Here is a 24,674-nt window from a genome sequence, read left to right on the forward strand (position 1 = left end):
AGCGATGAACCAGGCCATCTCCACCAAGGACCGGGTGCGGATCCATCAGGTCGAAGTGCTTTCGGACAATTGGTACGTGCTGCGCAAGACCACCTACGACTTCCAGGGCCGCGACGGGGTCTGGCGCACCCTGGACCGGGAAACCTACGACCGCGGCAATGGCGCCACCATCCTGCTGTACAGCAGGGCCAAGCAGACGGTGGTGCTGACCCGGCAGTTTCGCTTCCCGGCCTTCGTCAACGAACACGACGGCATGCTGATCGAAACCTGCGCCGGGCTGCTGGACAAGGATGATGCGCGGACCTGCATCCACAAGGAGACAGAGGAGGAAACCGGCTATCGCATCCGTGAGGTGCGCAAGGTGTTCGAAGCCTTCATGAGCCCGGGGTCGGTCACCGAGCGCCTGCATTTCTTCGTCGGCGAATATTTCGATGAAGACAAGCAAAGCGAGGGTGGCGGCCTGGAACACGAGGGCGAAGAGATCGAAGTGCTGGAGCTGCCGATCGACCGGGCGCTGGCAATGATCGACAGCGGCGAGATCTGCGACGGCAAGACCATCATGCTGCTGCAGTACGCCAAGCTGCATCGGCTGCTGGAGGCCACCGATGACTGAGCTCAACGCCATCAGCTCGATGGAAAACGCCGAGCTGGCCGAATTCATCGCCGGCATCAGCCAGCACATCGGCATGCCGGTGCGCCTGACCCGTTGTTCCACCTCGGAGCTGATCGAGCGCCTGCACGGTGGCAGCGCCGGGGCCTGGGACCTGTTGCTGGGCACGGCGGCCACCGCCTTGCTCGACCCGGCCCTGGCCTGGCAACTGATGCCGCTGACGGACATCGAATTCTCCGGCCTGCCGGACGCCGCGGTGGCCACCGATCGCCGGTGGTTCGCGGCATCGGGTTTCGTCCCGGCCTTCTGTTACGACCCCAAGGTCCTGGCCCGCGAGGGCCTGGCGGCGCCGACCCGCTGGCAGGACCTGACAGGCCGCGAATGGGCCGGGCGCATCGCCTTGCCCGACCCCGCGCGCTCCGGTGCCGGTTACCTGCACCTCAGCGCGTTGCTCGAGCATTACGGCGAACCCGCCTGGGCACTGCTGGCCCAGGTGGCCGGGCACGGCCCTGCGATCAGCGGCTCCTCCACGGCGCCGATCGAGGCCGTCGTGCAGGAGCGGGCCTGGCTGGGGGTGACGGTGTCGACCGCGGCCACCCGCGCCGCCGAACAGCACCCGCAGCTGCGCTGGTGCGTGCCCGAAGATGCATGCTGTTATGAGGACGAGGTGTTCGCCTGCCGGGCCGGCTCGCCCAACGCCGCCTATGCGCAGCAGGCGTTGCAATGGATGCTCACCCCGGCCGCGGCGCAGATCAGCCAGCGCTATGGCAAGGTCGTGCCGGGCCAGGCTCACCCGGTCGGCGCGCTGCAACCGCTGCCGGCCTTGCAGGCCAGTCGCGACAAGGCCGCGCGCTGTCGGCAATGGCAGGCACTGTTCAGCCGGGAGACGGCCCATGGCTGAAGCCGCGCGGGATTCCAGTCAAACGCTCAGCCGCCAGGAGCAGGTCCGCGAGGCACGCCCATGGTTCCTGTACCTGCTGTTCGGGCTGTTCGGCGCCCAGCAAGGGTTGCTCGGGCCGATCATGCCGTTCCTGCGCGACACCCTGGCGCTCGACCTCGGTTGGGCCGGCCTGCATTTCGCCGCCTATGCCGCCGGCCTGGCGCTGGTCGGCTGGCCCTATCGCTGGCTGGAACGACGGCTGCGCTCGACGAGCATGAGCACCATCGCCTGCCTCTCGGTGGTTATTGCCAGCAGCCTGTTCGCCCTTGCCGGACACTGGTCGCTGAGCTTGCTCGCCGCCGGGGCGATGGGCCTGTCGGGCGGATTTGTCCTGGCGGTAGGGCAGGCGGCCCTGGGCGAGCGTTATCGCGAACAGGCCGCGCCGAGGCTGGTGGAGGCGCACATCGTCGCCGGGTTGTGCGTGCTCGGCGGCGCCCTGCTGGTGGGGGGCATGACCGGCCTGGGCCTGTCCTGGCGCTTGGTGCCGGGCAGCATCGCCGCCGTCGCGTTGCTGGTGACCTTGCTCTCGCGGAGTGCCTGGAACGCCCCGGCAATACTCGCCGCCACCGATCAAGCCCGTGAGGGCGGGCAGACCCACATGACCCGGCGGGTGCAACTGAGCCTGTGGGCTTTGGTGCTGCTGGGTATTTCCGCGGAATGGGGCGTCGGTTTCTGGGGCGCGGAATACCTGGCCGTGCATGTCCAGGTCAGCGCCTCGGCCGCGGCCACGCTGATGAGCCTGTATTTTGCCGGCACGGTGTGCGGGCGCCTGGCCAGCCGTTATGCGTTGATCCGCATCAGATCGTTGCCGCTGCTGGTCGGCGTGATACTCGGGGCCATCGCCACCCTGGTGCTGCTGTACTTCAGCCAGACCCGGCTGCCGACGGCCTTGTTCATCTTTGTCCTGGGCGCCTGCCTGGGCAATTTCTTCCCGCTGATCCTCGGTTCGGCGATGCGCATCGCGCCCCAGGCCAGCTCGGCCATCAGCGCCCAGGCTTCGCAGGCGGTGGGCGTGGCGCTGTTGCTGGCGCCTTTCCTGCTGGGCCTGCTGTCCTCGCGGATCGGTGTCGAAGCGGCTTTCAGCCTGTTGATCGTCTACCCCTTTCTCATGCTGCCGATCGCCCGCGGTCTGCATTTTTCCGGAGCACACCCTTGAAGCTTTCTGCCCTGTTGTTCGATCTCGACGGCACCCTCATCGACACTGATGACCTGCACCTCAACGCCTACAACCAGTTGCTGTCGCGCTGGGGAAAATCCATGAGCCTGGATTACTACAAGGCCCATGTGATGGGCTTTCCCGACGACATGATTTTCTCCGGCCTGTTTCCCCAGGTGCCGGCGACGCAATACCCGGAGCTGGCGGCGCAGAAGGAGGCCATGTTCCGCGCCCAGCTGCGCGAGACCACGCCGGTGCCTGGCGTATTGCGTACCCTGGATTATGCCCAGGCGGCCGGTATCTCCATGGCGGTGGTGACCAACGCGCCTAGGGAAAACGCCGAAGCCATGCTCCAGGGCCTGGGGATTGCCGAGCGTTTCGATGCGCTGGTGATCGGCGGTGAGCTGGCGCGCGGCAAGCCTGACCCGCTGCCTTACCTGACGGCCTTGCGCTTGCTGGACGCGAGCGCCGATCAGGCGCTGGCCTTCGAAGACTCGCTGGCCGGCGTGCGTTCCGCGGCAGCGGCGGGTATCCACACCTTTGGCATGCTCTCAGGTCTGGAGGAAACTCAGCTTCGCGAGGCGGGTGCGCGGAGTATCATCCGGGACTTCAACGATGAGGCCTTGTGGCAGCGACTCCAGGTCCCTGCCTGAGCCCGGGCGGTCCATGCGGGACGGTGCCGGGGCAGGGCGCCGTACTGCGAGGACCGTCATGGACCGATTCCAGGAAATGCAGGTGTTCATCAGCGTCGCCCAGGAGCAGGGCTTCGCGGCCGCGGCCCGGCGCTTGGGGCTGTCCGCACCCAGCGTGACCCGCGCGGTGGCGGCGCTGGAGCAGCGTATCGGCACCCAGCTGCTGACCCGCACCACGCGCAATGTGCTGCTGACGGAAGCCGGCCAGCGTTACCTGGAAGACAGCCGGCGCATCCTCGCCGAGTTGCAGGACGCCGAGGCCTCGGCCGCCGGCATCCATGCCCTCCCGCGCGGACAACTGACGATCACCGCTCCGGTGCTGTTCGGCGAGCTGTTCGTGACCCCGCTGATGGTGGATTACCTGGAACGCTTTCCCGAGGTCAGCATCAATGCCCTGCTGGTCGACCGGGTGGTGAGCATGGTCGAGGAAGGCATGGACGTCGCGGTGCGTATCGGCGAGTTGCCCGACAGCGGCCAGCACGCGATGCGCGTCGGCGAGGTGCGGCGGGTCATCTGTGCCTCCCCGGCTTTTCTGGCGCGGCATGGCCGACCACGGCATCCCCAGGAACTGCGCCAGGCGCCGGTGATTGCGCCGTCGTCCATCGGCCAGTCCAGAAGCTGGCTGTTCGACGAGGGCGGAACCCCCTTGAGCGTTCGTCCGGAGCCGCGGCTGGTGGTCACCGCCAACCAGGCGGCGATCAGTGCCGCCTGCCTGGGGCTGGGCCTGACCCGGGTGCTGTCGTACCAGGTCGCGGGCAAGGTGGCGACGGGTGAGCTGGAGATTGTCCTGGCGGAGTTCGAACTGGCGCCGCTGCCGATCCATGTGGTGTATCAGGGCGGGCGCAAGGCCCCGGCGCGGGTGCGCAGTTTCGTCGATTTCGCGGTGCAGGCGCTGCGCGGACACCCGGCGTTGCAACCGTAGCGCGGATTATTACGCTGGCTGAAATGATGGATTGTGTTTTCTGGTGATTCTGTTGTTTTGACCCGAGAGGGAAGATGGCGTCCGTCAGTGCCGCTCTTGTGAGCCGCACCCCTGCCCAGCGGAGTCTGCCATGCACGCCATCAAGCTCTACAGCTTCCCCCGTTCCGGTCATGCCCATCGTGTCGAACTGATGTTGTCGCTGCTGGGGCTGCCTTTCGAGCTGGTCTTCGTCGATCTGGCGAAAGGCGAGCACAAGCAGGCGGACTTCCTGGCGCTGAACCCCTTTGGCCAGGTGCCGGTGATCGACGACCAGGGCGTGATACTGGCCGACTCCAACGCGATCCTGGTGTACCTGGCGCAGAAGTACGGCCAGGGCCGTTGGTTGCCCAGCGATCCGGTTGGCGCGGCACGAGTCCAGCGCTGGTTGTCGGCGGCGGCGGGGCCGATTGCGTTCGGCCCGGCGGTGGCGCGGTTGATCACCGTATTCGGCGCCCAGCGCAACGCCGAGGAGGCCATCACCCGCTCCCATGCGCTGCTCAAGGTGGTCGAGCAGGAATTGACGGCCAGCCCTTACCTGGCGGGCAGCGAACCGACCATCGCCGATATCGCCGGCTACAGCTACATCGCCCACGCCCCCGAGGGCAATGTGTCGCTGGCGGATTATCCACAGGTCCGCGCCTGGCTGGCACGCATCGAAGCCTTGCCTGGCTTCGTCGGCATGCCGCGCACCGCGGTGGGCCTGCAAAGCGCCTGAATCTGGCGGCCCGGCACCCTCCGGGCCCGCTGACTGCTGCGTCATCGACGCAGGGGAGCCCCATCATGAACATCGAATCCCCCTGGCATGCAGGCGAAACCCGCCTGCAAGCCCAGGCAGGCGTTGCCGAGCGCATGGACGTCGTCGGGCGCAAGGTGATCCGCAGCGAGATGCCCGACCAGCACCGGCAGTTTTATCAACAGCTGCCGTTCATGTTGCTCGGGGCTGTGGATAACCAGGGCAACCCCTGGGCCAGCGTGCTCGAAGGGGCTATCGGTTTCGCCCACTCGCCAACCCCCGGGCGGCTAAGGCTCGACAGCCTGCCCGCCGTCGAAGACCCCGCCCAACTGGCGCCGGGCGCGGCCATCGGTCTGCTGGGCATCGAGCTGCACACCCGGCGGCGCAACCGCCTCAACGGGCGGATCGTCGAGCTGGACGACAGCGGGTTTGCCCTGGGGGTCGAACAGTCCTTCGGCAATTGCCCGCGCTACATCCAGCTGCGACAGTTCGAGTCGGTGCCGCTGGCCGCGCACCGGCCGGTGCAGCGCCTGAACGCGCTGGATGAAGCGGCGAGGGCGATGATCCGGGGCGCCGATACGTTTTTTGTCGCCAGTTACGTGGAGCTCGAGGGACGGCTCTGGGTCGATGTGTCCCACCGCGGCGGCCCGGCCGGTTTCGTGCGGGTCGAGGGCAACCGCCTGAGCATTCCGGATTTCGCCGGCAACCTGCATTTCAACACCCTGGGCAACCTGCTGCTCAACCCCCGCGCCGGCCTGCTGTTCATCGACTTCAGCCGTGGCGACCTGCTGCAGCTCAGCGGCCGCACTGAAGTCGTGCTCGACGACCCGCAGATCGCCACCTTCCCGGGCGCCGAGCGCCTGTGGCGCTTCGAGGTCGAGCAACTGGTGCGCCGGCCTGCGGCGCTGGCCCTGCGCTGGCGTCCGACGTAAAAAATCGCAGGAGCGAGGCTTGCCCGCGATAGGGCCGTGGCTGACCCACCACGGTGTTTGCATCGCGAGCAAGCTTCGCTCCTACAGGTGTTGCGGCGTTCAGGAAAATGTAGGAGCGAGCTGCGTCAGGCGTAGGACAGAGCTTTTTCCTCCAGCAACTCCTGGTACAGCTCGTTCCACCTTTGGCCCATCTGCGCGGCCTGTTCGGTACACCGACCGAGTCAGGTAAATCGGTTTTGAAAAAAGTAAGACACCCTTTTCAGCCTCCCAAAGCCTGACGATAAGCACGAGCGGTGATTTGTGCGCAGTGCCTCCAGGAAAACAGCCTGGCTTGTTGCAAACCCGCTTCGCGGCATGCCTGCCAATAGGGTTCATCGTCAATCAAGCGAAGCAGGGTGCTGCTCAAGCCGTGCGCATCGCCAGGCTCGACATAATTGCCCGCTACCCCCGCGACTTCCGGCATCGCCGAACGCCGCGTCACGACCACCGGTGTGCCGCTGGCCATGGCTTCCAGGACCGGAAGACCGAAGCCTTCGTACAGCGATGGAAAGATCAGCGCCCTGGCTCCGGCCACCAGTTGCGCTACTTGTTCGTCCGGCAGGTAGCCCAACAGTCGTACATGGCCGCTGGCCAAGGCCTTTTGCAGGGTGTCGCTGAACTGCCCTTGCTCCCAACCCGCCATGCCGACGATCAGCAACGGATAACGCTGGCGCAGCGCTGGCGGCAGCAGTTCATGGGCTTGCAGGGCCTGGGACAGGTTCTTGCGTGGCTCCAGCGTGCCGACGCACAGGAAGTAGCCTTGAGGCTGCAGGCCACGGGCCGCGAGACTATGTTCTAGCTCGGTATGCTCACGAGGATGGAAGCGCGGGGCGACGCCCAGGGGCGCCACGACAAAACGATCGCGCGGCAGGCCGAAGTAATCCTGGGCTTCATCGGCGATGAACTGCGAGTCTGTCAGGATCAGCCGCGCCTGTTCCACACCCGCGCCAAGGCGCCGCTCGATTTCCTTCAAGCGTGCCGGCGGCTGAGTCGAGGGGTAATGCAGGTGGGTCAGGTCATGCAGGGTCATCACGGTCGGGCCTTCGAACTCCAGCGGCCACAGGCTGGGTTCGTGGTAAAGGTCGATCGCCTCATGTTGTCCCTGGTCGAAACGTCGCTGTTCCAGCCAGCGCCTGGCCTGGTAGGCCCCGGGGATCTGTCGCAGCCAAGGCGCCAGTCGGGAGTAACCCGGCATGGCGGCCGCCGGCAGTTCGGGGCTCCAGCCCCAGCCATGGAACAGCGACAGCTCCAGTCCCTGCTCGGTGACCAGGGCCGAGGCCAGTTCCGCTACGTAATGGCCGATACCGGTGCGCGGCGACTGGAGAATGCGTGCGTTAAGGGCTATCCGCATCGTGCGTCTCCATGACCGTGGGGGCGTGGTTCCTGTGGAACACAATGCGTTCGACCAGCTGGGTACTGGCTTCTCGCCAACCCAGCCAGCGCCAGTCATCGACATGGCGGGCGGCGGGAAACACGCCACTGGTTTCCTGCTGGATGACCAGGTCGGCCAGGCTCTGCGGATCGTTCAGGTCGAAATAGGCCATGAACTCGCCGCCGATTTCGCGAAATACCGGGATGTCGCTGCCCATGGCGGGCAGGCCGCGCTGCATGGCCTCCACCAGGGGCAGGCCGAACCCTTCGACATGGGAGGGGAAAACCAGCGCCGTTGCTTTGGAATAGGCGTACTCCAGGCTGTTGTCGTCCAGTGAATTGAACATGAACAGGCGCCGGTTCAACTCCGGGTGCCGGCGAATCCGCTCGATCAGCGCCTCGCATTTCCAGCCGATGCGCCCGGCGATGCACAGGCGGGCCTGGGACCCACGGGCCCAGACACGCTCGAAGGCGTCAAGCAGGAACCCGTGGTTTTTACGTGGCTCGATGGTGCTGACTATCAGAAACACCGCTGCCTGGCCCTTGAACAGCTGGGCCAGATCCGGGTTGATCCGAGCGTTTTCGTTGCACTGGTCCAGTTCCGAACCCAGGTGGAAATAGTCGAACCAGCGCTGTGCCACCTGCTGGCGCCCGACCCGGCGGAGCATCTCTTCGCGAACCTGATCGCGGATGGTCGCGGAAATGGCGATGTAGCCGTCGGCGGTGCGCGCTATCCAGTCGAACCAGTGGCTGAACACCCGGACCAGCCCGGCGTCGCAGAACTGCGGGTGGGTCAGGGGGATCAGGTCGTAGATGACCGAGACGATACCCACGCCATCCCGTTTGAGCTGTTCGGCCAGGGGAAAGAAATCGGCGTGCCAGGACGAGTCCAGCAACACCAGTTGATCGCCCGGTTGATGTTGCAGCTGTACACAGCGCTGGGGGATTTCCCGGGTGTCGAGGAACCGGTTGCACAGCCGCAACGGAATGCTGAAGCAGACCAGGGCAGTCAGCCGGCACGCCACATAGAGCAAGCGGCGCGCAAGGTAGGAATCGAAAGGTTTGCGTCGCTCCAGGGTGCGGTGACGCAGCCAGAAGACGTTGGCCATCTGTTCCAGGCGCACCCGCAGTCCCATCAGGTTCCAGCGCGCGGGCTTCAATGGCTTGAGGCTCAATACCCGGTAGAGCTTGCCTTTGAGCATGACCACCGGAATGCAATCCACCGAGGCATCGGCTGCGGGCAGTTCACGGATGACGTTGCGCACCACGCGCTGGATACCCGAGTTGGTCTCGGGGTGTTCGAACACATAGGTGCATTCAATCAACAGTCGGGTCATGGCGCCGCTCGCTGAGGCATTGACTGAGTGGACTTCGACGGTGAGCGAACAATGCTGGTCCGCGCCTGCAACCAGGAGCAGCCGACAAAGTCTTCCTGGCGGTTATTGATGACGTGGAAGACCAGGCCGTAGTCGCGCCATTCGAAGTTGCGATCCAGGTGCGAATCCAGCCGTGACAGGCTCAGGGCCACCGAGTAGTTGCCCTTGCCCAGGCCCATGGTGAAGGCGAAGCGGAAGGTGACCTTTTCGCCGGCGCTCAAGTCGGTCAGGGCCTGGTCCAGGCGATGGGTGTTGATGCCATACATGGGCTGGCCGAGACGGTCCTTGATCATGAAGCCCAGCACCAGCCGTTCGATGTCCTGGCGCACCTCGACCTGTACTTCCAACACCACCGGCTGGCCGACTTCGGCCATCTCGATCGAACGCTCGCGTTCGTCGCGCAGGTGCACGCTGAGGATCGCGGCTTCGCCGGTGCCGGAAATGGTCCGTACCTGGCCGTTGGCGAGCATTTCCTGGCGCACCGTCTGGCCTTCGCGTTCGGCGAGCATGGCGTTGTAGTAGTCCATCACCTCTTCCGGCTTGCCGTGCATGGCCACGCGGCCCTGCTCGAGCAGGATCGCGGTGTCGCAGATCGACTGGATCGCCGAGCGGTCGTGGGACACGATCAGCAGGGTGGTGCCGGCGCGGCGGAAGCTGCGGATGCGCTCGAAACTCTTGTGCTGGAAGTAGGCGTCGCCCACCGACAGCGCCTCGTCGACGATCAGGATGTCCGGGCGCCGGGCCGTGGCCACGCTGAACGCCAGGCGCATCTGCATGCCGCTCGAATAGGTGCGTACCGGATGATCGATGGCCTCGCCGATCTCGGCGAAGGCTTCGATTTCCGCCATCAGGGCCTGGATTTCCTCGACCTGCATGCCCAGCAGCTGGCCGGCCATGACCGCGTTCTGGCGTCCGGTGAAGTCCGGGTGGAAACCCATGCCCAACTCCAGCAACGCCGCCACCCGACCCCGCAGATGGATCTCTCCGCAGGTTGGCTGGGTGGTGCCGGTGATCATTTTCAGCAAGGTGCTTTTGCCGGCGCCGTTGACCCCGACTATGCCCACTGCCTGGCCCGGCTCGATCTCGAAATCGACGCCCTGCAGCACCCAGTGCAGGTGATGGCGCGGCCTGGAAAACGGAATCATCCATTCGAACAGCCGGCTCCAGCGGTGCGGGTAATGCTTATAGGCCTTGCCCAGGTCGGTGACGCGTATATGTCCCATCAGAGCTCATCCACCATTTCACCGACGCGCTGGCGGAAAAGCCGCAGCCCTATGCCACAGAACAACAGGCTGATCACCAGCATCGGGGTCAGCGAACTCCATTGCGGCCACTGGCCGTACAGGAACAGATTCTGGTAGCTCGGCATCAGCGCGGTCAGCAGGTTGAGCGCCAACAGGCGCTGCACCGACTCGGGCAAGATGGTGATGGAGTAGACGATGGGATCAGCCAGAACCAGAACTGCAGGAAGGAGCCGAAGAACTGCCCGACGTTGCGGAAGAAGACGTTCAGTACCTCGAGCATCATCCCCAGGCCGGAGCAGAACAGCACCTGCAACAACCGCGGGATCAGCGTCAGGCCCGGCAGGCGCCCGAAGTTGATGCCTGCATTGAGCAGCACGACCATCGGCAGACAGATACGCGGGAAGCTGATCTTCTTCAGCAGATTGGCGTTTTCCAGGATCATGCTTTGGCTGTGCAGCAGGCCACAGGTCTTGCAGGCTTTGCGGTTGGGTCAGGTCGAAGGGCGGCGCGGGCAACAGTTCCCAGCCGGAATCGGCAGCGCCCAGGCGGGATCGCAGATGGCGTCCCACAAATCCATTCAGGCCCGTTACAAACAGACGCTTTTTCAAGCAGCAGCCTCTTTAGACGGAGGCTTCGGCAATATTTGGACACATAATTCATGTGAGAAATACGAAAACTCTGCTATTTCCCCAGAGCCTTCCTATTGACGAAGCTTGTTGTAGTTGTTTGCGCTCAATCTGTGCCAATTGCTTTGGAATTTCAACAGGTCCTACCGTGACCGGTAAGTTCTCGTTTTCCAGCATAGGAAAAATCTTGTCGGGAGGTTCCCGAATCTTCAAAGGATGTGTTTAGAATGCCCCTCGTCTCGACCCCAAAGTGATCAGAATGGCTGTCTCGCAGCCATGCAAAACTGACCAATAGAACAAGAACGTAGACGGGCATGAGAACGATGGATGCACGCCCGCAACACAGGCGTGGCGCCATGGCTCTACCGTCATTGTGTGAAGGTGCCAGGATGGCGGCTTCATCGTGAGATGCCATGAATTTCATTCTTTATTCGGATGTTAACGACGGCTCCATCAGCCAGAGCCTCGGGCGTCCGGAATACAGTTATTACTTCGTGCTCAAGGCTTATCGCCCGGTGCTGGAAAGCCTTGGGCGCGTGCATGTGGTGCAGACGCCGGCCGAGGTCGACCGGCTGTATCACGAGCTGCGGCTCAAGGGCGAAGACTGCCTGTTTCTTTCGTTCACCCCACCCCAGAAAACCCCGGTCGACCTGGACTGCCCGACCCTGTGCGTGGTGGCCTGGGAGTTCGATTCGATCCCCCACGAATACTGGGATAACGACCCGCACCAGGACTGGAGCCGCACCCTTGGCCGCCATGGCCGGGTGATCACCCTGTCCAGCCATACGGCCCGTGCGGTGCGGCGGGTGCTGGGTGAGCATTTTCCGGTGCTGGTGCTGCCTACCCCGCTGTGGGAGCGCTTCGACGGCGTCCGCGGGCAATACCCCAATGTACCGGTCAACGCCGGCACCACCCTGCAGATCAAGGGCTGCATCATCGACAGCCGGGCCCTGGGACTTTCCGCCGACGGCCTGATCGCGCCGGTGCTGGATGAGGCGCCGCCTCCCGCTCCCGTCGAGGTCGAAATCGTCGAAGCCCCGCCGCTGACCGTCAGGCGCCGGCTGTTCATTGCCAAGCACTATCTGCGCGAATGGTATCGGGCGCTGGCCGGCGGCGAATGGCGCCGGCCGCTGTTCATCAGCAAGCACTATGTTCGTGAATGCTACCGCGAGGGGTTGCGCGACCGGGTTCCCGAGCGCCTGCGGGCGCTGATGGCGAAATCGAGACCGGAGCACGCGGCAGCGCTGCCCGTCGTCCTGCCGGCACCTGCGCCTGAGCCGGAACACCCCCAGGCCGTCCTCCCGGCCACCGACCAGCAGGTGGAGTTCCAGGTCGATGGCGTGGTCTATGTCAGCGTGTTCAACCCCGACGACGGCCGCAAGAACTGGCATCAACTGATTACCGCGTTCTGCTGGGCGATGCGCGACACCGAAGACGCCACCCTGGTGTTGAAGATGACCCAGAACGACCTGTCGACCTATTACGTCGAAATGCTGACCCTGCTGTCGCAGCTGTCTCCGTTCAGCTGCCGGGTCGTGGTCATGCACGGCTATCTGGACGACGAGCAGTTCGCCCGGCTGTACGGCGCGGCCAGTTTCTACGTCAATGCCTCGCGGTGCGAAGGCCTGTGCCTGCCGCTGATGGAGTTCATGGCCTGCGGCAAGCCGGTGATCGCGCCGCTGCACACGGCTATGCTCGATTACATCGACGAGGACGTGGCCTTCGTCGTCAAGTCCAGCCAGGAGCCGGCGATCTGGCCGCAGGACTCGCGCATCCTGTTTCGCACCCTGCGTCACCGCCCGGATTGGGGCTCGTTGAAAACCGCCTACCAGGACAGTTACCGCATGGCCAAGGAAAACCCCGCGGGGTACCAGTCGATGTCCCTGGCCGCGGCCCGGCGCATGCAGGAGTACAGCAGCTTCGCCAGCGTCCAGGGGCGCCTGCGGGAGTTCTTCGCCCTGACCCCACTGACCGAGGCCGACGGCGCATCCTCCCTGGCCGTGGCGGGTAACGCCTGATGCTGATCCTCATCCATTCGGAAACCAACAAGAGCAACATCCAGCAGAACCTCGGCCGTCCCGAATACAGCTACTACTTCGTGCTCAAGGAGTTCCGGCCGGTGCTGGAGCGCCTGGGTCAGGTGCTGGAGGTCAGCAACCCCGACGAGTTGGTGGACCGCCTGTATTTCGACTGCCAGAGCCGCGGCGAGGCGTGCATCTTCCTGTCGTTCTCGCCGCCCCATCGCACGCCCAACCATTACGCCTGCCCGACCATCCCGGTGTTCGCCTGGGAGTTCAGCACCATTCCCACCGAAAGCTGGCAGGGCGAGCCACGCCATGACTGGCGGCTGGTCCTGGGCACCGCGGGCGCGGCGATCACCCACTCCAGTTTTACCGTGCGAGCGGTGCGCGATGTGATGGGCGAGGACTACCCGATCTGCGCGATCCCGGCCCCGGTCTGGGATCGTTTCGCCCGCCGTGGCGAGCAACTGGGCAAGCAGCCACGGGCGGCCCGGGTGACCCTCAACCTGCATGGACTGCTGCTCGACAGCCGGACCCTGGACCTGAGTGCCTACGGCCCGGGCACACTGCGCGAAGACATGCCGCTGGCGCTCGATGCCACGGCCCGCGACTGCCAGCTGCTGCTCGACGGGGTGGTCTACACCTCGGTGTTCAACCCCTACGACGGGCGCAAGAACTGGCAGGACATGATCAGTGCGTTCTGCACCACCTTTCGCGACTGTGCCGACGTCACCCTGGTGCTGAAACTGACCCACCACGATATCGGCAACGCGCTGGCCGACATGCTGCACCACCTCTACAAGAACCAGTCCTACCAGTGCCGGATCGTGCTGATCCACGGCTTTTTGTCCGACCCGGACTACGAGCGGCTGGTGGAGGCCACCCGCTATGTGGTCAATTCCTCGTTCGGCGAAGGGCAGTGCCTGCCGCTGATGGAGTTCATGTCCTGCGGCAAGCCGGCGGTGGCGCCGTGCAACACCGCGATGGCCGACTACATCGACCCCGACAACACCTTTATCGTCGACTCCACCGACGAGTTGACCGCCTGGCCCCACGATCCGCGGGCGGCCTACCGGACCCTGCGCTACATCACCAATTGGGATTCGTTGTGCTCGGCCTATCGCGCCAGCTACGACGTCGCCCTGCAGGACCCCGAGCGTTATGCGCGCATGTCGAGCCATGCGATCGAAAGCCTGCGGCGCTTCTGTAGCCAGGCCACGGCCGAACAGCGCCTGGGCGAGTTCTTCCAGCAGGTGCTGGAGCGGCGCAAGGCGCCTGCCACCCCCGGGCTTCCCGCGTGATGCGGGCGTTTCTGCGGCGTTTGCGCAGGGGCGCGCCGTTGCCTGCGCTGCTGCTGGCCGAAGCGCCCAGGCCCGCGGTTTCTCCCCGCGATTGCGGCTTGCGCGACGCCATGCTCGATGGCTGGTTCTGTTCCGCAACCGGCGAGCTGCTCAAGGGCTTTGCCATCAGCGCCGACGACACCCTGCTCGATGTCGGCTGTGGTGAGGGCGTGGCGACGTTGTTCGCCATGCGCCAGGGCGCTTCGGTGATTTTCACCGACAGCGAGTTCGACAAGGTACGCGACCTGGCCCGGCAAGTCGCCGAGCAATCGGACGTGCCCGCCCTGGGGCTGGTCAGCAACAGCCTGCCGTTGCCGCTGGCCCAGGGCTGCGCGAGCAAAGTGGTGTGCATGGAAGTGCTGGAGCACATCGAACAGCCCGAGCCGTTCCTCGCCGAGCTGGTGCGCATGGGCCGTCCCGGCGCGCAGTACCTGATCAGCGTTCCGGACCCGGTGGGCGAGCATTTGCAGAAGGGCATCGCGCCGCCCGGCTACTACCGCGCGCCGAACCATGTGCAGGTGTTTTCCCGCGAAGGCTTTGGCCAGATGATCGAGGACGCCGGGCTGGTCATCGAGCATCGGCAGGCCACGGGCTTTTTCTGGGTCATGGGCATGATCTTTTTCTGGGCCAGCGAACGGGCCGCCGGACGCGAGCCGCCGGGCGCCGTGCGCGACCGCATCCAGGCGCCGTACCCGGCGCTGATGGAAGGCTGGGCGCGGACCTGGGAGGAGCTGCTTGCGCAACCCGACGGGCTGGCGATCAAGCAGGTGCTCGATGGCTTCATGCCGAAAAGCCAGGTCATCATCGCCCGCAAGCCGCTGCCCGGCGCCGTGGCTGAGCCGTCTTGAACGACAAGCGGATCATGGACATCGAGCTGCTGCGGGGCATCGCGGTGCTGGGCGTGGTGTTCCATCATCTGCAAGGCAATCTGTTTCGCGAGGGGCCGCCTGGTTGGGCATCCCGTTCCCCCGTTCCTTCCACTGGAGTCACTTCATGCTGAGCCTTCTGAAAAAACTCACGGCGAGCGCTCCTGCGGCCGTGACGCCCGACGCACCGTCGCCGGTCAAGGTCGATCCGTACATGCTGGGCCTGCAGGACGCCATGCTCAGCGGCTGGTTCAACCAGGAAAACGGCGAGCTGTTCACCGGCTTTCCGGTGACGGCCGAGGACACCCTGCTGGACGTTGGCTGTGGTGACGGCGGCAACGTGCATTACTGCGCGATGCGCGGGGCGAAGATCATCATTGCCGACATTGACGCGGCCAAGGTCGAGGCGACGCGCCAGCGTCTGAGCGATACGCCGGCCCGCGGCGTGGAATGCCATGTCACCGACTGCAACCCGCTGCCGATTGCCGATGGCACCGCCAGCCGCGTGGTGTCCACCGAGGTCATCGAGCATGTGGACGATCCGGCGCAGTTTCTCTGCGAGCTGGTGCGGGTCGGCCAGCCGGGCGCGCTGTACCTGCTGAGCGTGCCGCACCCGAGCTCCGAGGACCTGCAAAAGGACATCGCCGCGCCGGAGTATTTCCAGAAGCCCAACCATATCCGCATCATCAGCGAAGAGCAGTTCAAGCAGATGGTCGGCGACGCCGGGCTGGAGGTGCTCAGCCATAGCCAGTACGGCTTCTACTGGTCGATGTGGATGCTGCTGTTCTGGGAAGCCAAGGTCGAATTCAGCAACCCCGACCACCTGTTGCTCGACCAATGGGCGAACACCTGGCAGACCATCCTCAACTCGCCGCGCGGGGTGCAGATCAAGAACGCGCTGGACGCCGTGGTCGCCAAGAGCCAGGTCATCATTGCCCGCAAGCCGGCCTGAACCGGCCCCTGTAGCCGCTGCCGAAGGCTGCGCAAGGCCGCAGGGCCTCCCGCGATCTTGCGACCTTGCGCGCCCTTCGGTCGCGATCGCAGCCTTCGGCAGCGGCTACAGAGCCTCAGGCCTGTTGCACGAAAGTCAGGCGCACGGCGAAGCCGATCAGCAGGCTGCCGAACAGCCATTGCTGGACCCGCTGGGCGGCGCGGTTGTGCGCCAGCCAGCGGCCGATCCAGGTGCCGGCCAGGGCGTAGGCGCTGTCGAACAGTAACCCCACCAATACCAGCAGCAGACCGAGGCTGGCGAACTGCGCGGCCACGGGGCCGGCCTGCGGGTCGATGAACTGTGGCAGCAGCACCGAGCAGAACAGCAGCGCCTTGGGGTTGAGCAGGTTGGTCAGCAGGCCGCGGCGGATCGCTTCGCGCCAGCGCAGGGCGCTCGCGGTCTCGCCATCCTGCAGGCTGGGCAGCAAGTTGGCCCGCAGGCACTGCACGCCGAGCCACAACAGGTACGCGGCCCCGCCCAGGCGCACCACCTCGAAGGCCCAGGGCGCGGCCTTGAACAGGGTGGCCAGGCCCAATGCCGCCAGTGCCACATGACAGCCCCGGGCAATCGCCAGGCCCACCGCGGTGGCCAGCGCCAGGCTCTTGCCCTGGCGGGCGCCGGTTTGCAGCAGGAGGATCATGTCGGGGCCGGGCAGCAGATAGACCACCGCCAATGCCAGGAAAAACATCCACAGTTGCGCCACCTTGCCACCCCCTTTCGTTGTCGATTCGGTAGGTAGAGTCTAGGGCCGAAGGGCAGGGCAGGTGCTTGCGTAGTCAGCCAGCATGCAGGCGGAAATTGGCATAATCTTCCACCTGGACATGGAGTGACTATCGGAAAATGCCAAAAATGAAACTGGACGCCTACGACCGCAAGATTCTCGCCGCCCTGCAGCGCGACGGCCGCCTGAGCAACGTGCAACTGGCGGAGGAGATCGGCCTGTCTCCTTCACCCTGCCTGCGCCGGGTACGGATGCTGGAAGAAGCCGGGGTGATTCGCGGCTACCAGGCCAACCTCGATCGCGATGAAGTGGGCCTGGGGCTGACGGTGTTCGTCGGGGTCAAGGTCGAGCGGCACACCGACGAGCATTCCGAAGCCTTCCACCGGGCGGTGACGGCGCTGCCGGAGGTGCTTTCGGCGTTCCTGGTGTCCGGCGAGTCGGACTTCCTGCTGCAGGTGGTGGTGCCGGACCTGCGGGCCTATGACCGCTTTCTCACCGGCAGCCTGCTGAAACTGCCGGGCGTCAGCGATATCCGCAGCAACTTCGCGATCCACACGGTGAAAACCCCGGGTGCGCTGCCGCTGGGGCATTTGCCGACCTGACGCGATCATCTGTAGCCGCTGCCGAAGGCCTTCGGCGATCTTGAGAGCTTGCGCGCCCTTCGGTCGCGATCGCAGCCTGCGGCAGCGGCTACAGGGTCTACATCTGCGTCGCCATCCCTTCCACATCCATCGCTGCCTGGCGCAACGCCTCGGAGCGGGTCGGGTGCGGGTGGCAGGTCAGGGCGATGTCTTCGGCCGAGGCGGAAAACTCCATGGCCACGCAGTATTCACCGATCATTTCGCTGACGCTCGGTCCTACTAAATGCACGCCGAGGATTTCATCGGTCTGCGCGTCCGCCAGGACCTTGGCGAAACCTTCGGTCTCGTGGTTGATCTTGGCCCGGCTGTTGGCCGTGAAAGGGAACTTGCCGACCTTGTAGGCCCGGCCCTCGGCCTTGAGCTGCTCTTCGGTCTTGCCGACGCTGGCCAGCTCGGGTTTGGTGTAGATCACACTGGGAATCAGGTCGTAATTCACTTCGCCGGCCTTGCCGACGATCTGCTCGATGCAGGCCATGGCCTCGTCCTCGGCCTTGTGGGCGAGCATCGGACCGGACGTGACGTCGCCAATCACCCACACGCCGGGGGCCTCGGTGCGGTGCTGGCGGTTGGCGAGCATGCCGCGCGGGTCAGTGCTCAGGCCGACGTTCTCCAACCCCAAGCCCTGGGTATAAGGCCGGCGCCCGATGGCTACCAGCACGTAGTCGGCTTCCAGCAGCTCCGCCGTGCCGCCCGCGGCGGGTTCGATACTCAACTGCACGCCATTGGCCGAGGTGCTGGCGCTGCTGACCTTGGTGCCGAGCTTGAAGGCGATCCCCTGCTTGGCCAGGGCCCGTTGCAGGGTCTTGCCGGCTTCGCCATCGACCCCGGGGCAGATGCGGTCCAGGTACTCGACCACGGTCACCTGGGCTCCCAGGCGCCGCCAGACCGAACCCAGCTCCAGGCCGATCACCCCGGCGCCGATCACCACCAGGTGCCGGGGCACTTCGCCGAGGGACAGCGCGCCGGTGGAGTCGAGGATGCGCCGGTTGTCGATCTCCACCCCGGGCAGTGGCGTCGGCTCGGAGCCGGTGGCGATCACGATGTCCTTGGCCTGCAACCGGGTCTTGGCCCCGGCGCTGTCGGTCACCGTGACCTGGCCGGGGCCGTCGATATGGCCCCAGCCCTTGATCCAGTCGACCTTGTTCTTGCGAAACAGGAACTCGATGCCCTTGGTCAGGCCGGCCACGCTGTCGTCCTTCTGCTTCATCATCTGGGCGAGGTTGAGGCGGGGCTTGACCTCGATGCCCAGTTCGGCGAATTCCTTGCCCATGGCCGCGTCGTATAGCTCCGAGGCGTGCAGCAAAGCCTTGGACGGCATGCAGCCGACGTTCAGGCAGGTGCCGCCGAGGGTGGCGCGGCCCTCGACGCAGGCGGCCTTGAGGCCCAGCTGGCCGGCGCGAATGGCGGCGTTGTAGCCACCGGGACCCCCACCGAGGATGACGACGTCGTAGCTGCTCATGGCTGTTCTCCTGCAATCGGAAAAGAAGGCTTTAAAGGTAGTCGAGCGAAAAATTATGGCCGTAATATGAGCGCGTAAAACAACCCCGGTCAAGCACGCAATTGCGTCTTCCTACAGAAGAACCGGGGCGGGGGTGTTCAGGTCCACCAGTAGCGCACGAGATGGAAGAAGATCGGCGCGGCGAAACACACCGAGTCCAGGCGGTCGAGCATGCCGCCGTGGCCTTCGATCATGTGACCCCAGTCCTTCACCCCGCGGTCGCGCTTGATCGCCGACATGACGATGCCGCCGGCGAAGCCCAGCAGGTTGATCAGCAGGGCGATCAGGAACGACTGCCAAATGGTGAAGGGGGTAATCCACCACAGCGCGCCGCCGATCAGCGAGGCCAGGAGGATGCCGCCGACAAAACCTTCCACGGTCTTGGATGGCGACAGCCGCGGGGCGATCTTGCGTTTGCCGAAGAGCTTTCCACAGACGTACTGCAACACGTCCGACATCTGCACCACGATCACCAGATAGGCGATCAGCAACAGGTTGCGCCCTTCGTAGCCGGCGATGTCCAGGGTCAGCAGCGCCGGGACGAACGACACGCAGAACACCGCGATCATCAGCCCCCACTGGACCTTGGAGGCGCGTTCCAGGAAGTGCGTGCTGTCGCCGCCCAGGGACGCGAGGATCGGCAGCAGCAGGAACACATAGACCGGGATGAAGATCGAGAACAGCCCGTACCAGTCGAAGTAGATCAGCAGGTATTGCACCGGCAGGGCCAGGTAGAACGCCGCCACCAGCGCCGGGTAGTCGCTGCGCCGGGTCGGCATCAGGGTCAGGAACTCGCGCAGGGCGTAGAAGGACACCGCGTAGAACAGCAGGATCACCGCGCTGGTGCCGAGCCAGAAGGCGATACCGATCACCAGCACCATCACCCACCAGGCGTTGATGCGCGCATTGAGGTTGTCGATCACCGAGCTCGGCGCGCCACGGCTGCGCAGCTTGAGCAGAAAACCGATCAGCGAGGCCAGCACCAGTACCGCGCCGATCCCGCCGAACAACATCAGGGTTTGCCTATCCATCTCAAGAATGCTCCGGGGCCATGGCCAGCAGCGCTGCGCGGCTGCGTTCGAGGAAGTGCTCTTTGCTTTCGCCGTCCTCGAGGGACAGCGGCGCGCCGAAGCTGGTGGTGCATAGAAGCGGTAGGGGCAGGAAACGACCCTTGGGCATCACGCGGTTGAGGTTGGCGATCCACACCGGAATCACCTGGGCCTGTGGGTAACTTTTCGCCAGGTGGTAGAGGCCGCTCTTGAACGGCAGCAGGCCTTCCTCCTCCAGGTTGCGCGTGCCTTCGGGGAAGATGATCAGCGAATCACCGTTGGCCAGGGCGTCGAGCATTGGCTGCAAGGGGTTATCCACAGGCTCCTTGCGCTCGCGGTCGATCAGCACGCCATTGAACACGCGGTTGATGAGGTAGCGGCGCAGCGGGCGGGTCTGCCAGTAATCGGCGCCGGCCACCGGCCGCGTCACCTTGCGCAGCGCGGGCGGCAGCGAGGCCCAGAGCAGCACGAAGTCGCCGTGGCTGCTGTGGTTGGCGAAGTAGATGCGTTGCACCGCCTGCGGCCCGCAACCGAGCCACAGGCTGCGCGCCCCGGTGATGGTGCGGGCGGCGGAGGTGATGAGGGTGGCGACCAGGGGTTCGAGCATGAGAATTCCTTATCCGGCGACGGCCAGCCAGGGGCTGGCCAGGATGAAGCCCAGTGTCAGCAGTACTTGCGCCGCCAGCAGCCAGGCCTGGCGACGCAACAGGTTGAGGGCGCCGTGGTTGCGTTGTTGCCACGGGCGGCCGCCGGCATTCGCCGGTTGCAGGCCGAGGGCGCTCAATGCCTGGTCCAGGGCGGCGCCGCGTTCGGCCAGGGGCAGCGGGCTGTCCGCCACCCGCTGGAACAGCTCGGCATCGAAGGCCACCCGCAACGCCCAGTACTTTTGCAGCAAGCCCAGCACCAACAGGGCAACACTCAGGACGATGGCCCAGGGGGCGGACACGCCGAGCAACCACTGGCCGAGGCCGAGCAGGGCGCCGAGCAGGCTCAGGCCTGTGGATAACAGGTCCAGCGAATGCCCGCGGCGCAACAGGCTGGCCACCGCATGCAGTTCCATATCAGTGGCCATGGGCGCTCTCCTGGGCTGTGGATAAAGGCTCCAGGGCCTTGCGGTGCGCGGGTTGCAGGACGATCTGCGGGCGCGCGCGGCGGATCTGCACGATGGCCGCATCGACGCTGGCGGCGCGGCCTGTGTACAACAGCCAGGCGGCCACGGCGGTGGCGCTGCGCGAGTAACCCAGGGCGCAGCAGACCAGCAGCGGCGCGTGCTCGCGCAGGCTTTCAATGGCTTGCGCGGCCTCGCGGCATTGCTCGGTGGTGGGCGCGGTCAGGTCGAGCACCGGCACGCAGCGATAGGCCAGGTGGCGACCGTCCACGGACAGTTCGGCACACAGGTCGAGCACCGCGCTGAACGGGCTGTCCTGCAACTCGCCCGGGGTCGGGATGCGCCCCAGCCAGACGTTATCCACAACCTCGTCGGGCTGTGGATGCTGGCGTGTCCACAGCCGGGAATTGATCCAGGCCGCCGCCAGATAAGGTGCCAGCAGCCAGCGCGTGGCGTTGCCCAGGCGGCCGTCCGCGCCCTTCTGGAAACCCTTGGCGTCGAACAGCCCATAGTTCAGCGCCACTAGCAGCAGGGCCAGTGCCGGCCACAACAGCCACAGCCAGGCACCGGAAAAGGCCAAGGCCGGGATGGCAAGCGCCGCGGCGCCCACGGCATAGAACGACGCCAGGCGCCAGCGCTGGCGGTCGCGGGCCAGGCGCAGGTTGTGCAGCATCCCGGGGCGGTCCAGCGGCCACAGCCAGACGCACAGCCAGCCGGCCAGGGCGCCTGTGGGCACGTCGATAAAGTGGTGTTGATAAGTGGTCAGCACCGACACGCCGATCAGCGCGAACCAGCCGTGCACCAGCCAGCGCCAGGCGCCCTGGACATGCCGCGCGTAGCAGACCCACAGCACCACCAGCAGCGCGATGTGCAGCGACGGCGCCTGATTGAATGGCTTGTCGAAGCCGGCCAGCACGTCGAACAGCCAGCCGAACAGGCCATCCAGTTCCGGGCGCTGGAAGGTGAAACGCAGCGGCCAGAGCAGGAAGCAACTGACGGCGATGACTTGCGCGGTCAGCAGTCGCAGGGCGTGGCGCTTGAGTTCTTCGCGGCTGGTGGGCAACAGCAGGGAAAAGCCGTACAGCAGGTCGATCGACCAGTAGGGCACGATGCTCCAGGCCCAGAACGGCATCTGCCGCTCCCAGTCGAACACCAGGCTGCCGACCTCGGCGCGTTGCGCGGTGACCCAGGTGGCGAAGCCGTAGGTGCCGAAAAACAGTGGCGCCAGCAGCAACAGCCAGAGCACCGCGGGTTTCAGCAGGCCGGGCTCGCGGGTGTATGTCGCGGCGACCGTCATCATTGCACCCGCTGCGCCAGCGACACGCTGAAAATGCCCCACTGATCGACGCGCAGGGTGATCCGGCGGAACCCCGCGGCTTCCACCAGTTGGTCCATCTCGGCCTGGGTCCGGCGACGCATGACCCAGGCCTGGCCCGCGCGGTGGCTGGTCAGGGCGCGGGCGATCAGCTCCAGCTGCGGGTGCCACGGTTGCCCGGTGTAGACCAGGTAACCGCCAGGCTCCACGGCGGCGGCCAGGCCCGCCAGGGAATCGCTGACCATCGGGTTGTCGGCGAACAGCTCGTACAGGCCGGAGACCACCGCCAGCGTCGGTTTGGGCGCCAGGGCCGCGAGGTCGTCGCGGTCGAAGGCGTCGGCTTTGACGAAGCGGGCAATCTCGCCCAAGCCTTTCTCGGCGATCAACGCGCTGCCGTTGCGCACGTTGATGTCGCTGTAGTCGCGCAGCAGGATCGACTCCGGCAGCGGGCTGACGCCCTGCAAGGCTTCGAGAATGTAGCGCCCGTGGCCGGCGGCGATGTCGACGATGCGCACTTCGCGCTGCTCGGCGCGCAGTTTTTCCATGGCCAGGCGCAGCAGTTCTTCCACATGCAGCTTGCGTTGGCGAATGCCGCGCCAGCCGATGGAGTCCAGGTAGTTGCGGTCGATCATCCGGCCCAGGGCCGAGGTGCCGGTGGCTTGGTTGCGGTAGACGTAGTCCAGGGTGCTGCCGGAGTCGAAACCGGTGTCGAAACCCAGCTTGACCCCGGCCGAGAGCTGGCTGCCCAGGCGCATGCTGGCGCGGGTCATGCGCCAGTACAGGTCACGCAGGGAGTTGTGCGGCACGGGCGCCGCCAGCGCCTCGGACTCGGCGCAGGTCAGGCCCAGGCGGTCGGCGTCGAGCAGGGCCGGGCGGTTCAGCGGTCGCGCGAAGTTCTGCAGGATGAACCGTCGGGCGCTGGCGACGGCCGGGGCCCGGGCCTTCTCGCCGAGGGTGTCGTGGAAGAAGCCCGGCAGGATGTGTTTTTCCTTGTGCAGGCTGCCCAGGCGCTCGAAGAACTGTTCCTGGGGCCGGCGGTGGACAACGAAGTCGGCGCCGGAGATCAGCAACTGGGTCGGCACCTGGATCGCCTGGGCATCGGCCACCACCCGTTCGGCGGCTTCGTACAGGCCCAGCAGCACGTTCACCGAGATCGCCTTGGTGATCAGCGGGTCGCTGTCATAGGAGGCCACGCGCGCCGGGTCATGGCTGAGGAAGCGCGCCTTGACGTAGCTGTTGACGAAAAAGTTGCCGCGAAAACGCCGCATCAGCGCCAGGCCCGGGCGGGCGAAAGGCACGTAGAGCTTGACCTTGAACGCCGGCGACGCCAGCACCAGGGCGCGGATGCGCGGTGCGTAATCGTGGACCCAGGTGGCAGCAATCACCGCGCCGACGCTTTGGGCCACCACGGCCATGTGTTCTTCGTCGATGCCGTGGCTGGCCCGCAGGTGATCGCAGAAGGTCTGCACGTCGCGCACGCTGGTGGCGAAGCTCGGGCTGTCGCCACGGGCGCCGGGCGACTGGCCGTGGCCGCGGGCATCCCAGGCGAAGAAATCGAAGGCCGGCAGGTCCAGTTCGTCCACCAGGTGGGCGATGCGCGCGGAGTGTTCATGGCCGCGGTGGAACAACAGCACCGCCTGGCGCGGGGCGTCCGAGGGGGCGGCGGTGGCCGGCCAATGGCGGTAGAACAGCTCGACGCCGTCGTGGGTGGTGAAGGTCTGGTGGAGAGCTTCGCGCATGGCAACTTCCTTATTCCGAGGGGGCGTTTTGCTGCACTTCTTGTCGTTGGGTGTCTTGCTGTTGTACGTCGAGCAGGCCCTGGCGAACCCGGTTGATCAAGGTGTAGACCAACAACGCGGCGACCAGCGCCAGCACGCCGTTGATCCAGGCGGCGCTCAGCCAGCCCAGGGCGATGCCGGTGGCCAGCACGCCGAGCACGAACGCCCGGTCGCTCTTGCCCATGGGCCCGTCGTAGCGGCGCGAGGCGCCGATCATCGGCCCCAGCACGCCGGCGTATTCGCTGAATAGCGCCAGCAGCGTGACCAGCAGGACCAGCGGCAGGCTGACGCCGGCAATCAGCGCGAAGGGCAGGATCAGCGCGCTGTCGGCAATCACGTCGCACAATTCGTTGAGGTAGGCGCCCAGGCGCGATTGCTGGCCGAATTCCCGGGCCAGCATGCCGTCGATGGCGTTCAGCGCCATGCGCAGGATCATCCACAGCGGGATCAGGATGAACAGCCAGAGGTGGCTGGCGAAACTGGCGATCAGGGCGCCCACCAGCACCGAAATCACTCCCGCCAGCACGGTGATCTGGTTGGCCGTGGTGCCGTTCTCGTACAGGCGCTGGACCCATGGCCGCAGCAGGTTCTGGAAGCGCGGTTTGAGCTGGTAGATGGAGAGCATGGCTGGACGTTTCCTTGTCACAAAGTGGGCCACGGATTATG

23 protein-coding genes and 2 pseudogenes are annotated in these 24,674 nt (G+C 65.5%); 13 read left to right on the plus strand and 12 right to left on the minus strand.

Features of this window, described 5'->3' with window-relative positions:
• The first annotated feature begins 4 nt into the window (after positions 1 to 4).
• The 7 genes from nudK to AC07VU_RS04545 all read left to right on the plus strand — a co-directional run bounded on the left by nudK (position 5) and on the right by AC07VU_RS04545 (position 6,024).
• Positions 5 to 613 (plus strand): GDP-mannose pyrophosphatase NudK, encoded by a 609-nt coding sequence (nudK, locus tag AC07VU_RS04515; RefSeq protein ID WP_009041448.1) that lies wholly within the window; start codon positions 5 to 7, stop codon positions 611 to 613.
• The gene (locus AC07VU_RS04520; protein ID WP_495029554.1) at positions 606 to 1,511 is read left to right on the plus strand and encodes an ABC transporter substrate-binding protein; all 906 of its coding nucleotides are present in this window, start codon (positions 606 to 608) and stop codon (positions 1,509 to 1,511) included. Before nudK ends, AC07VU_RS04520 begins: the two co-directional genes overlap by 8 nt.
• Positions 1,504 to 2,706, plus strand: coding sequence for an MFS transporter (locus tag AC07VU_RS04525; RefSeq protein ID WP_495029555.1), 1,203 nt, complete (start codon positions 1,504 to 1,506; stop codon positions 2,704 to 2,706). Before AC07VU_RS04520 ends, AC07VU_RS04525 begins: the two co-directional genes overlap by 8 nt.
• Positions 2,703 to 3,359: an HAD family hydrolase gene (locus AC07VU_RS04530; protein WP_495029556.1), complete on the plus strand. Its 657-nt coding sequence runs from the start codon at positions 2,703 to 2,705 to the stop codon at positions 3,357 to 3,359. The genes AC07VU_RS04525 and AC07VU_RS04530 overlap by 4 nt, the downstream gene beginning before the upstream one ends.
• A 58-nt stretch (positions 3,360 to 3,417) precedes the next feature.
• Positions 3,418 to 4,320 (plus strand): LysR family transcriptional regulator, encoded by a 903-nt coding sequence (locus AC07VU_RS04535; RefSeq protein ID WP_274305076.1) that lies wholly within the window; start codon positions 3,418 to 3,420, stop codon positions 4,318 to 4,320.
• A gap of 130 nt (positions 4,321 to 4,450) precedes the next feature.
• Positions 4,451 to 5,074 (plus strand): glutathione S-transferase family protein, encoded by a 624-nt coding sequence (locus AC07VU_RS04540; protein ID WP_150053080.1) that lies wholly within the window; start codon positions 4,451 to 4,453, stop codon positions 5,072 to 5,074.
• A 65-nt stretch (positions 5,075 to 5,139) separates the two neighbouring features.
• Positions 5,140 to 6,024: a pyridoxamine 5'-phosphate oxidase family protein gene (locus tag AC07VU_RS04545; RefSeq protein ID WP_274305075.1), complete on the plus strand. Its 885-nt coding sequence runs from the start codon at positions 5,140 to 5,142 to the stop codon at positions 6,022 to 6,024.
• A gap of 259 nt (positions 6,025 to 6,283) precedes the next feature.
• On the opposite strand, the gene AC07VU_RS04550 is transcribed toward AC07VU_RS04545, so the two are convergent.
• The 4 genes and pseudogenes from AC07VU_RS04550 to AC07VU_RS04565 form a co-directional block, all read right to left on the minus strand.
• A complete protein-coding gene (locus tag AC07VU_RS04550; RefSeq protein WP_495029557.1) occupies positions 6,284 to 7,414 on the minus strand; it encodes a glycosyltransferase family 4 protein in 1,131 nt (376 codons plus the stop codon).
• Positions 7,398 to 8,771 carry a glycosyltransferase family 4 protein gene (locus AC07VU_RS04555; protein WP_274305073.1) on the minus strand — a complete coding sequence of 458 codons (1,374 nt, stop codon included), beginning with the start codon at positions 8,769 to 8,771 and terminating at the stop codon, positions 7,398 to 7,400. Before AC07VU_RS04555 ends, AC07VU_RS04550 begins: the two co-directional genes overlap by 17 nt.
• Positions 8,768 to 10,033 carry an ABC transporter ATP-binding protein gene (locus AC07VU_RS04560; RefSeq protein WP_495029558.1) on the minus strand — a complete coding sequence of 422 codons (1,266 nt, stop codon included), beginning with the start codon at positions 10,031 to 10,033 and terminating at the stop codon, positions 8,768 to 8,770. The genes AC07VU_RS04555 and AC07VU_RS04560 overlap by 4 nt, the downstream gene beginning before the upstream one ends.
• A pseudogene (locus AC07VU_RS04565) lies at positions 10,033 to 10,511 on the minus strand (ABC transporter permease); the annotation flags it as partial. The pseudogene AC07VU_RS04565 and the gene AC07VU_RS04560, both read right to left, overlap by 1 nt.
• A gap of 582 nt (positions 10,512 to 11,093) precedes the next feature.
• Here AC07VU_RS04565 and AC07VU_RS04570 point away from each other — a divergent pair.
• The 5 genes and pseudogenes from AC07VU_RS04570 to AC07VU_RS04590 all read left to right on the plus strand — a co-directional run bounded on the left by AC07VU_RS04570 (position 11,094) and on the right by AC07VU_RS04590 (position 15,859).
• Positions 11,094 to 12,698, plus strand: a complete 1,605-nt coding sequence (locus AC07VU_RS04570) for a glycosyltransferase (RefSeq protein ID WP_274305071.1) — start codon at positions 11,094 to 11,096, stop codon at positions 12,696 to 12,698.
• Positions 12,698 to 14,002: a glycosyltransferase gene (locus AC07VU_RS04575; protein ID WP_274305070.1), complete on the plus strand. Its 1,305-nt coding sequence runs from the start codon at positions 12,698 to 12,700 to the stop codon at positions 14,000 to 14,002. Before AC07VU_RS04570 ends, AC07VU_RS04575 begins: the two co-directional genes overlap by 1 nt.
• The gene (locus AC07VU_RS04580) at positions 14,002 to 14,889 is read left to right on the plus strand and encodes a class I SAM-dependent methyltransferase (RefSeq protein WP_274305069.1); all 888 of its coding nucleotides are present in this window, start codon (positions 14,002 to 14,004) and stop codon (positions 14,887 to 14,889) included. Before AC07VU_RS04575 ends, AC07VU_RS04580 begins: the two co-directional genes overlap by 1 nt.
• A pseudogene (locus tag AC07VU_RS04585) lies at positions 14,886 to 14,987 on the plus strand (hypothetical protein); the annotation flags it as partial. The gene AC07VU_RS04580 and the pseudogene AC07VU_RS04585, both read left to right, overlap by 4 nt.
• A 47-nt stretch (positions 14,988 to 15,034) precedes the next feature.
• The gene (locus AC07VU_RS04590) at positions 15,035 to 15,859 is read left to right on the plus strand and encodes a class I SAM-dependent methyltransferase (RefSeq protein WP_274305068.1); all 825 of its coding nucleotides are present in this window, start codon (positions 15,035 to 15,037) and stop codon (positions 15,857 to 15,859) included.
• Positions 15,860 to 15,974: 115 nt separating this feature from the next.
• Here the strand turns inward: AC07VU_RS04590 and AC07VU_RS04595 are convergent, their stop codons facing one another.
• Positions 15,975 to 16,601: a LysE family translocator gene (locus AC07VU_RS04595; protein WP_274305067.1), complete on the minus strand. Its 627-nt coding sequence runs from the start codon at positions 16,599 to 16,601 to the stop codon at positions 15,975 to 15,977.
• Positions 16,602 to 16,747: 146 nt separating this feature from the next.
• Between AC07VU_RS04595 and AC07VU_RS04600 the strand changes: the two genes are divergently transcribed.
• Positions 16,748 to 17,221, plus strand: a complete 474-nt coding sequence (locus tag AC07VU_RS04600; protein WP_123363617.1) for an Lrp/AsnC family transcriptional regulator — start codon at positions 16,748 to 16,750, stop codon at positions 17,219 to 17,221.
• A 97-nt stretch (positions 17,222 to 17,318) separates the two neighbouring features.
• On the opposite strand, the gene lpdA is transcribed toward AC07VU_RS04600, so the two are convergent.
• The 7 genes from lpdA to AC07VU_RS04635 all read right to left on the minus strand — a co-directional run bounded on the left by lpdA (position 17,319) and on the right by AC07VU_RS04635 (position 24,633).
• Positions 17,319 to 18,719, minus strand: coding sequence for a dihydrolipoyl dehydrogenase (gene lpdA / locus AC07VU_RS04605; protein ID WP_457275288.1), 1,401 nt, complete (start codon positions 18,717 to 18,719; stop codon positions 17,319 to 17,321).
• Positions 18,720 to 18,856: 137 nt separating this feature from the next.
• The gene (locus AC07VU_RS04610) at positions 18,857 to 19,789 is read right to left on the minus strand and encodes a phosphatidate cytidylyltransferase (protein WP_007927638.1); all 933 of its coding nucleotides are present in this window, start codon (positions 19,787 to 19,789) and stop codon (positions 18,857 to 18,859) included.
• Between the two features lies 1 nt (position 19,790).
• The gene (locus tag AC07VU_RS04615) at positions 19,791 to 20,414 is read right to left on the minus strand and encodes a lysophospholipid acyltransferase family protein (protein WP_087087392.1); all 624 of its coding nucleotides are present in this window, start codon (positions 20,412 to 20,414) and stop codon (positions 19,791 to 19,793) included.
• Between the two features lie 9 nt (positions 20,415 to 20,423).
• Complete coding sequence (locus tag AC07VU_RS04620; protein WP_495029559.1) at positions 20,424 to 20,879, minus strand: hypothetical protein; 456 nt, start codon at positions 20,877 to 20,879, stop codon at positions 20,424 to 20,426.
• A complete protein-coding gene (locus tag AC07VU_RS04625; protein ID WP_457275285.1) occupies positions 20,869 to 22,212 on the minus strand; it encodes a phosphatase PAP2/dual specificity phosphatase family protein in 1,344 nt (447 codons plus the stop codon). Before AC07VU_RS04625 ends, AC07VU_RS04620 begins: the two co-directional genes overlap by 11 nt.
• Complete coding sequence (locus tag AC07VU_RS04630; RefSeq protein ID WP_495029560.1) at positions 22,212 to 23,969, minus strand: bifunctional alpha/beta hydrolase/class I SAM-dependent methyltransferase; 1,758 nt, start codon at positions 23,967 to 23,969, stop codon at positions 22,212 to 22,214. Before AC07VU_RS04630 ends, AC07VU_RS04625 begins: the two co-directional genes overlap by 1 nt.
• A 10-nt stretch (positions 23,970 to 23,979) precedes the next feature.
• Entirely contained in the window at positions 23,980 to 24,633 is a 654-nt protein-coding gene (locus tag AC07VU_RS04635) for a CDP-alcohol phosphatidyltransferase family protein (RefSeq protein WP_053263172.1), read from the minus strand.
• Positions 24,634 to 24,674: the final 41 nt, after the last annotated feature.

Source organism: Pseudomonas sp. GW821-FHT02B10, from assembly GCF_059421865.1.

Coding starts and splice junctions, on each gene's coding strand:
- AC07VU_RS04575 (WP_274305070.1), top strand. CDS start 12,698: ATGCTGATCCTCATCCATTCGGAAACCAACAAGAGCAACATCCAGCAG.
- AC07VU_RS04540 (WP_150053080.1), top strand. CDS start 4,451: ATGCACGCCATCAAGCTCTACAGCTTCCCCCGTTCCGGTCATGCCCAT.
- AC07VU_RS04570 (WP_274305071.1), top strand. CDS start 11,094: ATGAATTTCATTCTTTATTCGGATGTTAACGACGGCTCCATCAGCCAG.
- AC07VU_RS04545 (WP_274305075.1), top strand. CDS start 5,140: ATGAACATCGAATCCCCCTGGCATGCAGGCGAAACCCGCCTGCAAGCC.
- AC07VU_RS04555 (WP_274305073.1), bottom strand. CDS start 8,771: ATGACCCGACTGTTGATTGAATGCACCTATGTGTTCGAACACCCCGAG.
- nudK (WP_009041448.1), top strand. CDS start 5: ATGAACCAGGCCATCTCCACCAAGGACCGGGTGCGGATCCATCAGGTC.
- AC07VU_RS04620 (WP_495029559.1), bottom strand. CDS start 20,879: ATGGCCACTGATATGGAACTGCATGCGGTGGCCAGCCTGTTGCGCCGC.
- AC07VU_RS04630 (WP_495029560.1), bottom strand. CDS start 23,969: ATGCGCGAAGCTCTCCACCAGACCTTCACCACCCACGACGGCGTCGAG.
- AC07VU_RS04590 (WP_274305068.1), top strand. CDS start 15,035: ATGCTGAGCCTTCTGAAAAAACTCACGGCGAGCGCTCCTGCGGCCGTG.
- AC07VU_RS04560 (WP_495029558.1), bottom strand. CDS start 10,033: ATGGGACATATACGCGTCACCGACCTGGGCAAGGCCTATAAGCATTAC.
- AC07VU_RS04610 (WP_007927638.1), bottom strand. CDS start 19,789: ATGGATAGGCAAACCCTGATGTTGTTCGGCGGGATCGGCGCGGTACTG.
- AC07VU_RS04600 (WP_123363617.1), top strand. CDS start 16,748: ATGAAACTGGACGCCTACGACCGCAAGATTCTCGCCGCCCTGCAGCGC.
- AC07VU_RS04520 (WP_495029554.1), top strand. CDS start 606: ATGACTGAGCTCAACGCCATCAGCTCGATGGAAAACGCCGAGCTGGCC.
- AC07VU_RS04550 (WP_495029557.1), bottom strand. CDS start 7,414: ATGCGGATAGCCCTTAACGCACGCATTCTCCAGTCGCCGCGCACCGGT.
- AC07VU_RS04535 (WP_274305076.1), top strand. CDS start 3,418: ATGGACCGATTCCAGGAAATGCAGGTGTTCATCAGCGTCGCCCAGGAG.
- AC07VU_RS04615 (WP_087087392.1), bottom strand. CDS start 20,414: ATGCTCGAACCCCTGGTCGCCACCCTCATCACCTCCGCCGCCCGCACC.
- AC07VU_RS04580 (WP_274305069.1), top strand. CDS start 14,002: ATGCGGGCGTTTCTGCGGCGTTTGCGCAGGGGCGCGCCGTTGCCTGCG.
- lpdA (WP_457275288.1), bottom strand. CDS start 18,719: ATGAGCAGCTACGACGTCGTCATCCTCGGTGGGGGTCCCGGTGGCTAC.
- AC07VU_RS04625 (WP_457275285.1), bottom strand. CDS start 22,212: ATGACGGTCGCCGCGACATACACCCGCGAGCCCGGCCTGCTGAAACCC.
- AC07VU_RS04525 (WP_495029555.1), top strand. CDS start 1,504: ATGGCTGAAGCCGCGCGGGATTCCAGTCAAACGCTCAGCCGCCAGGAG.
- AC07VU_RS04635 (WP_053263172.1), bottom strand. CDS start 24,633: ATGCTCTCCATCTACCAGCTCAAACCGCGCTTCCAGAACCTGCTGCGG.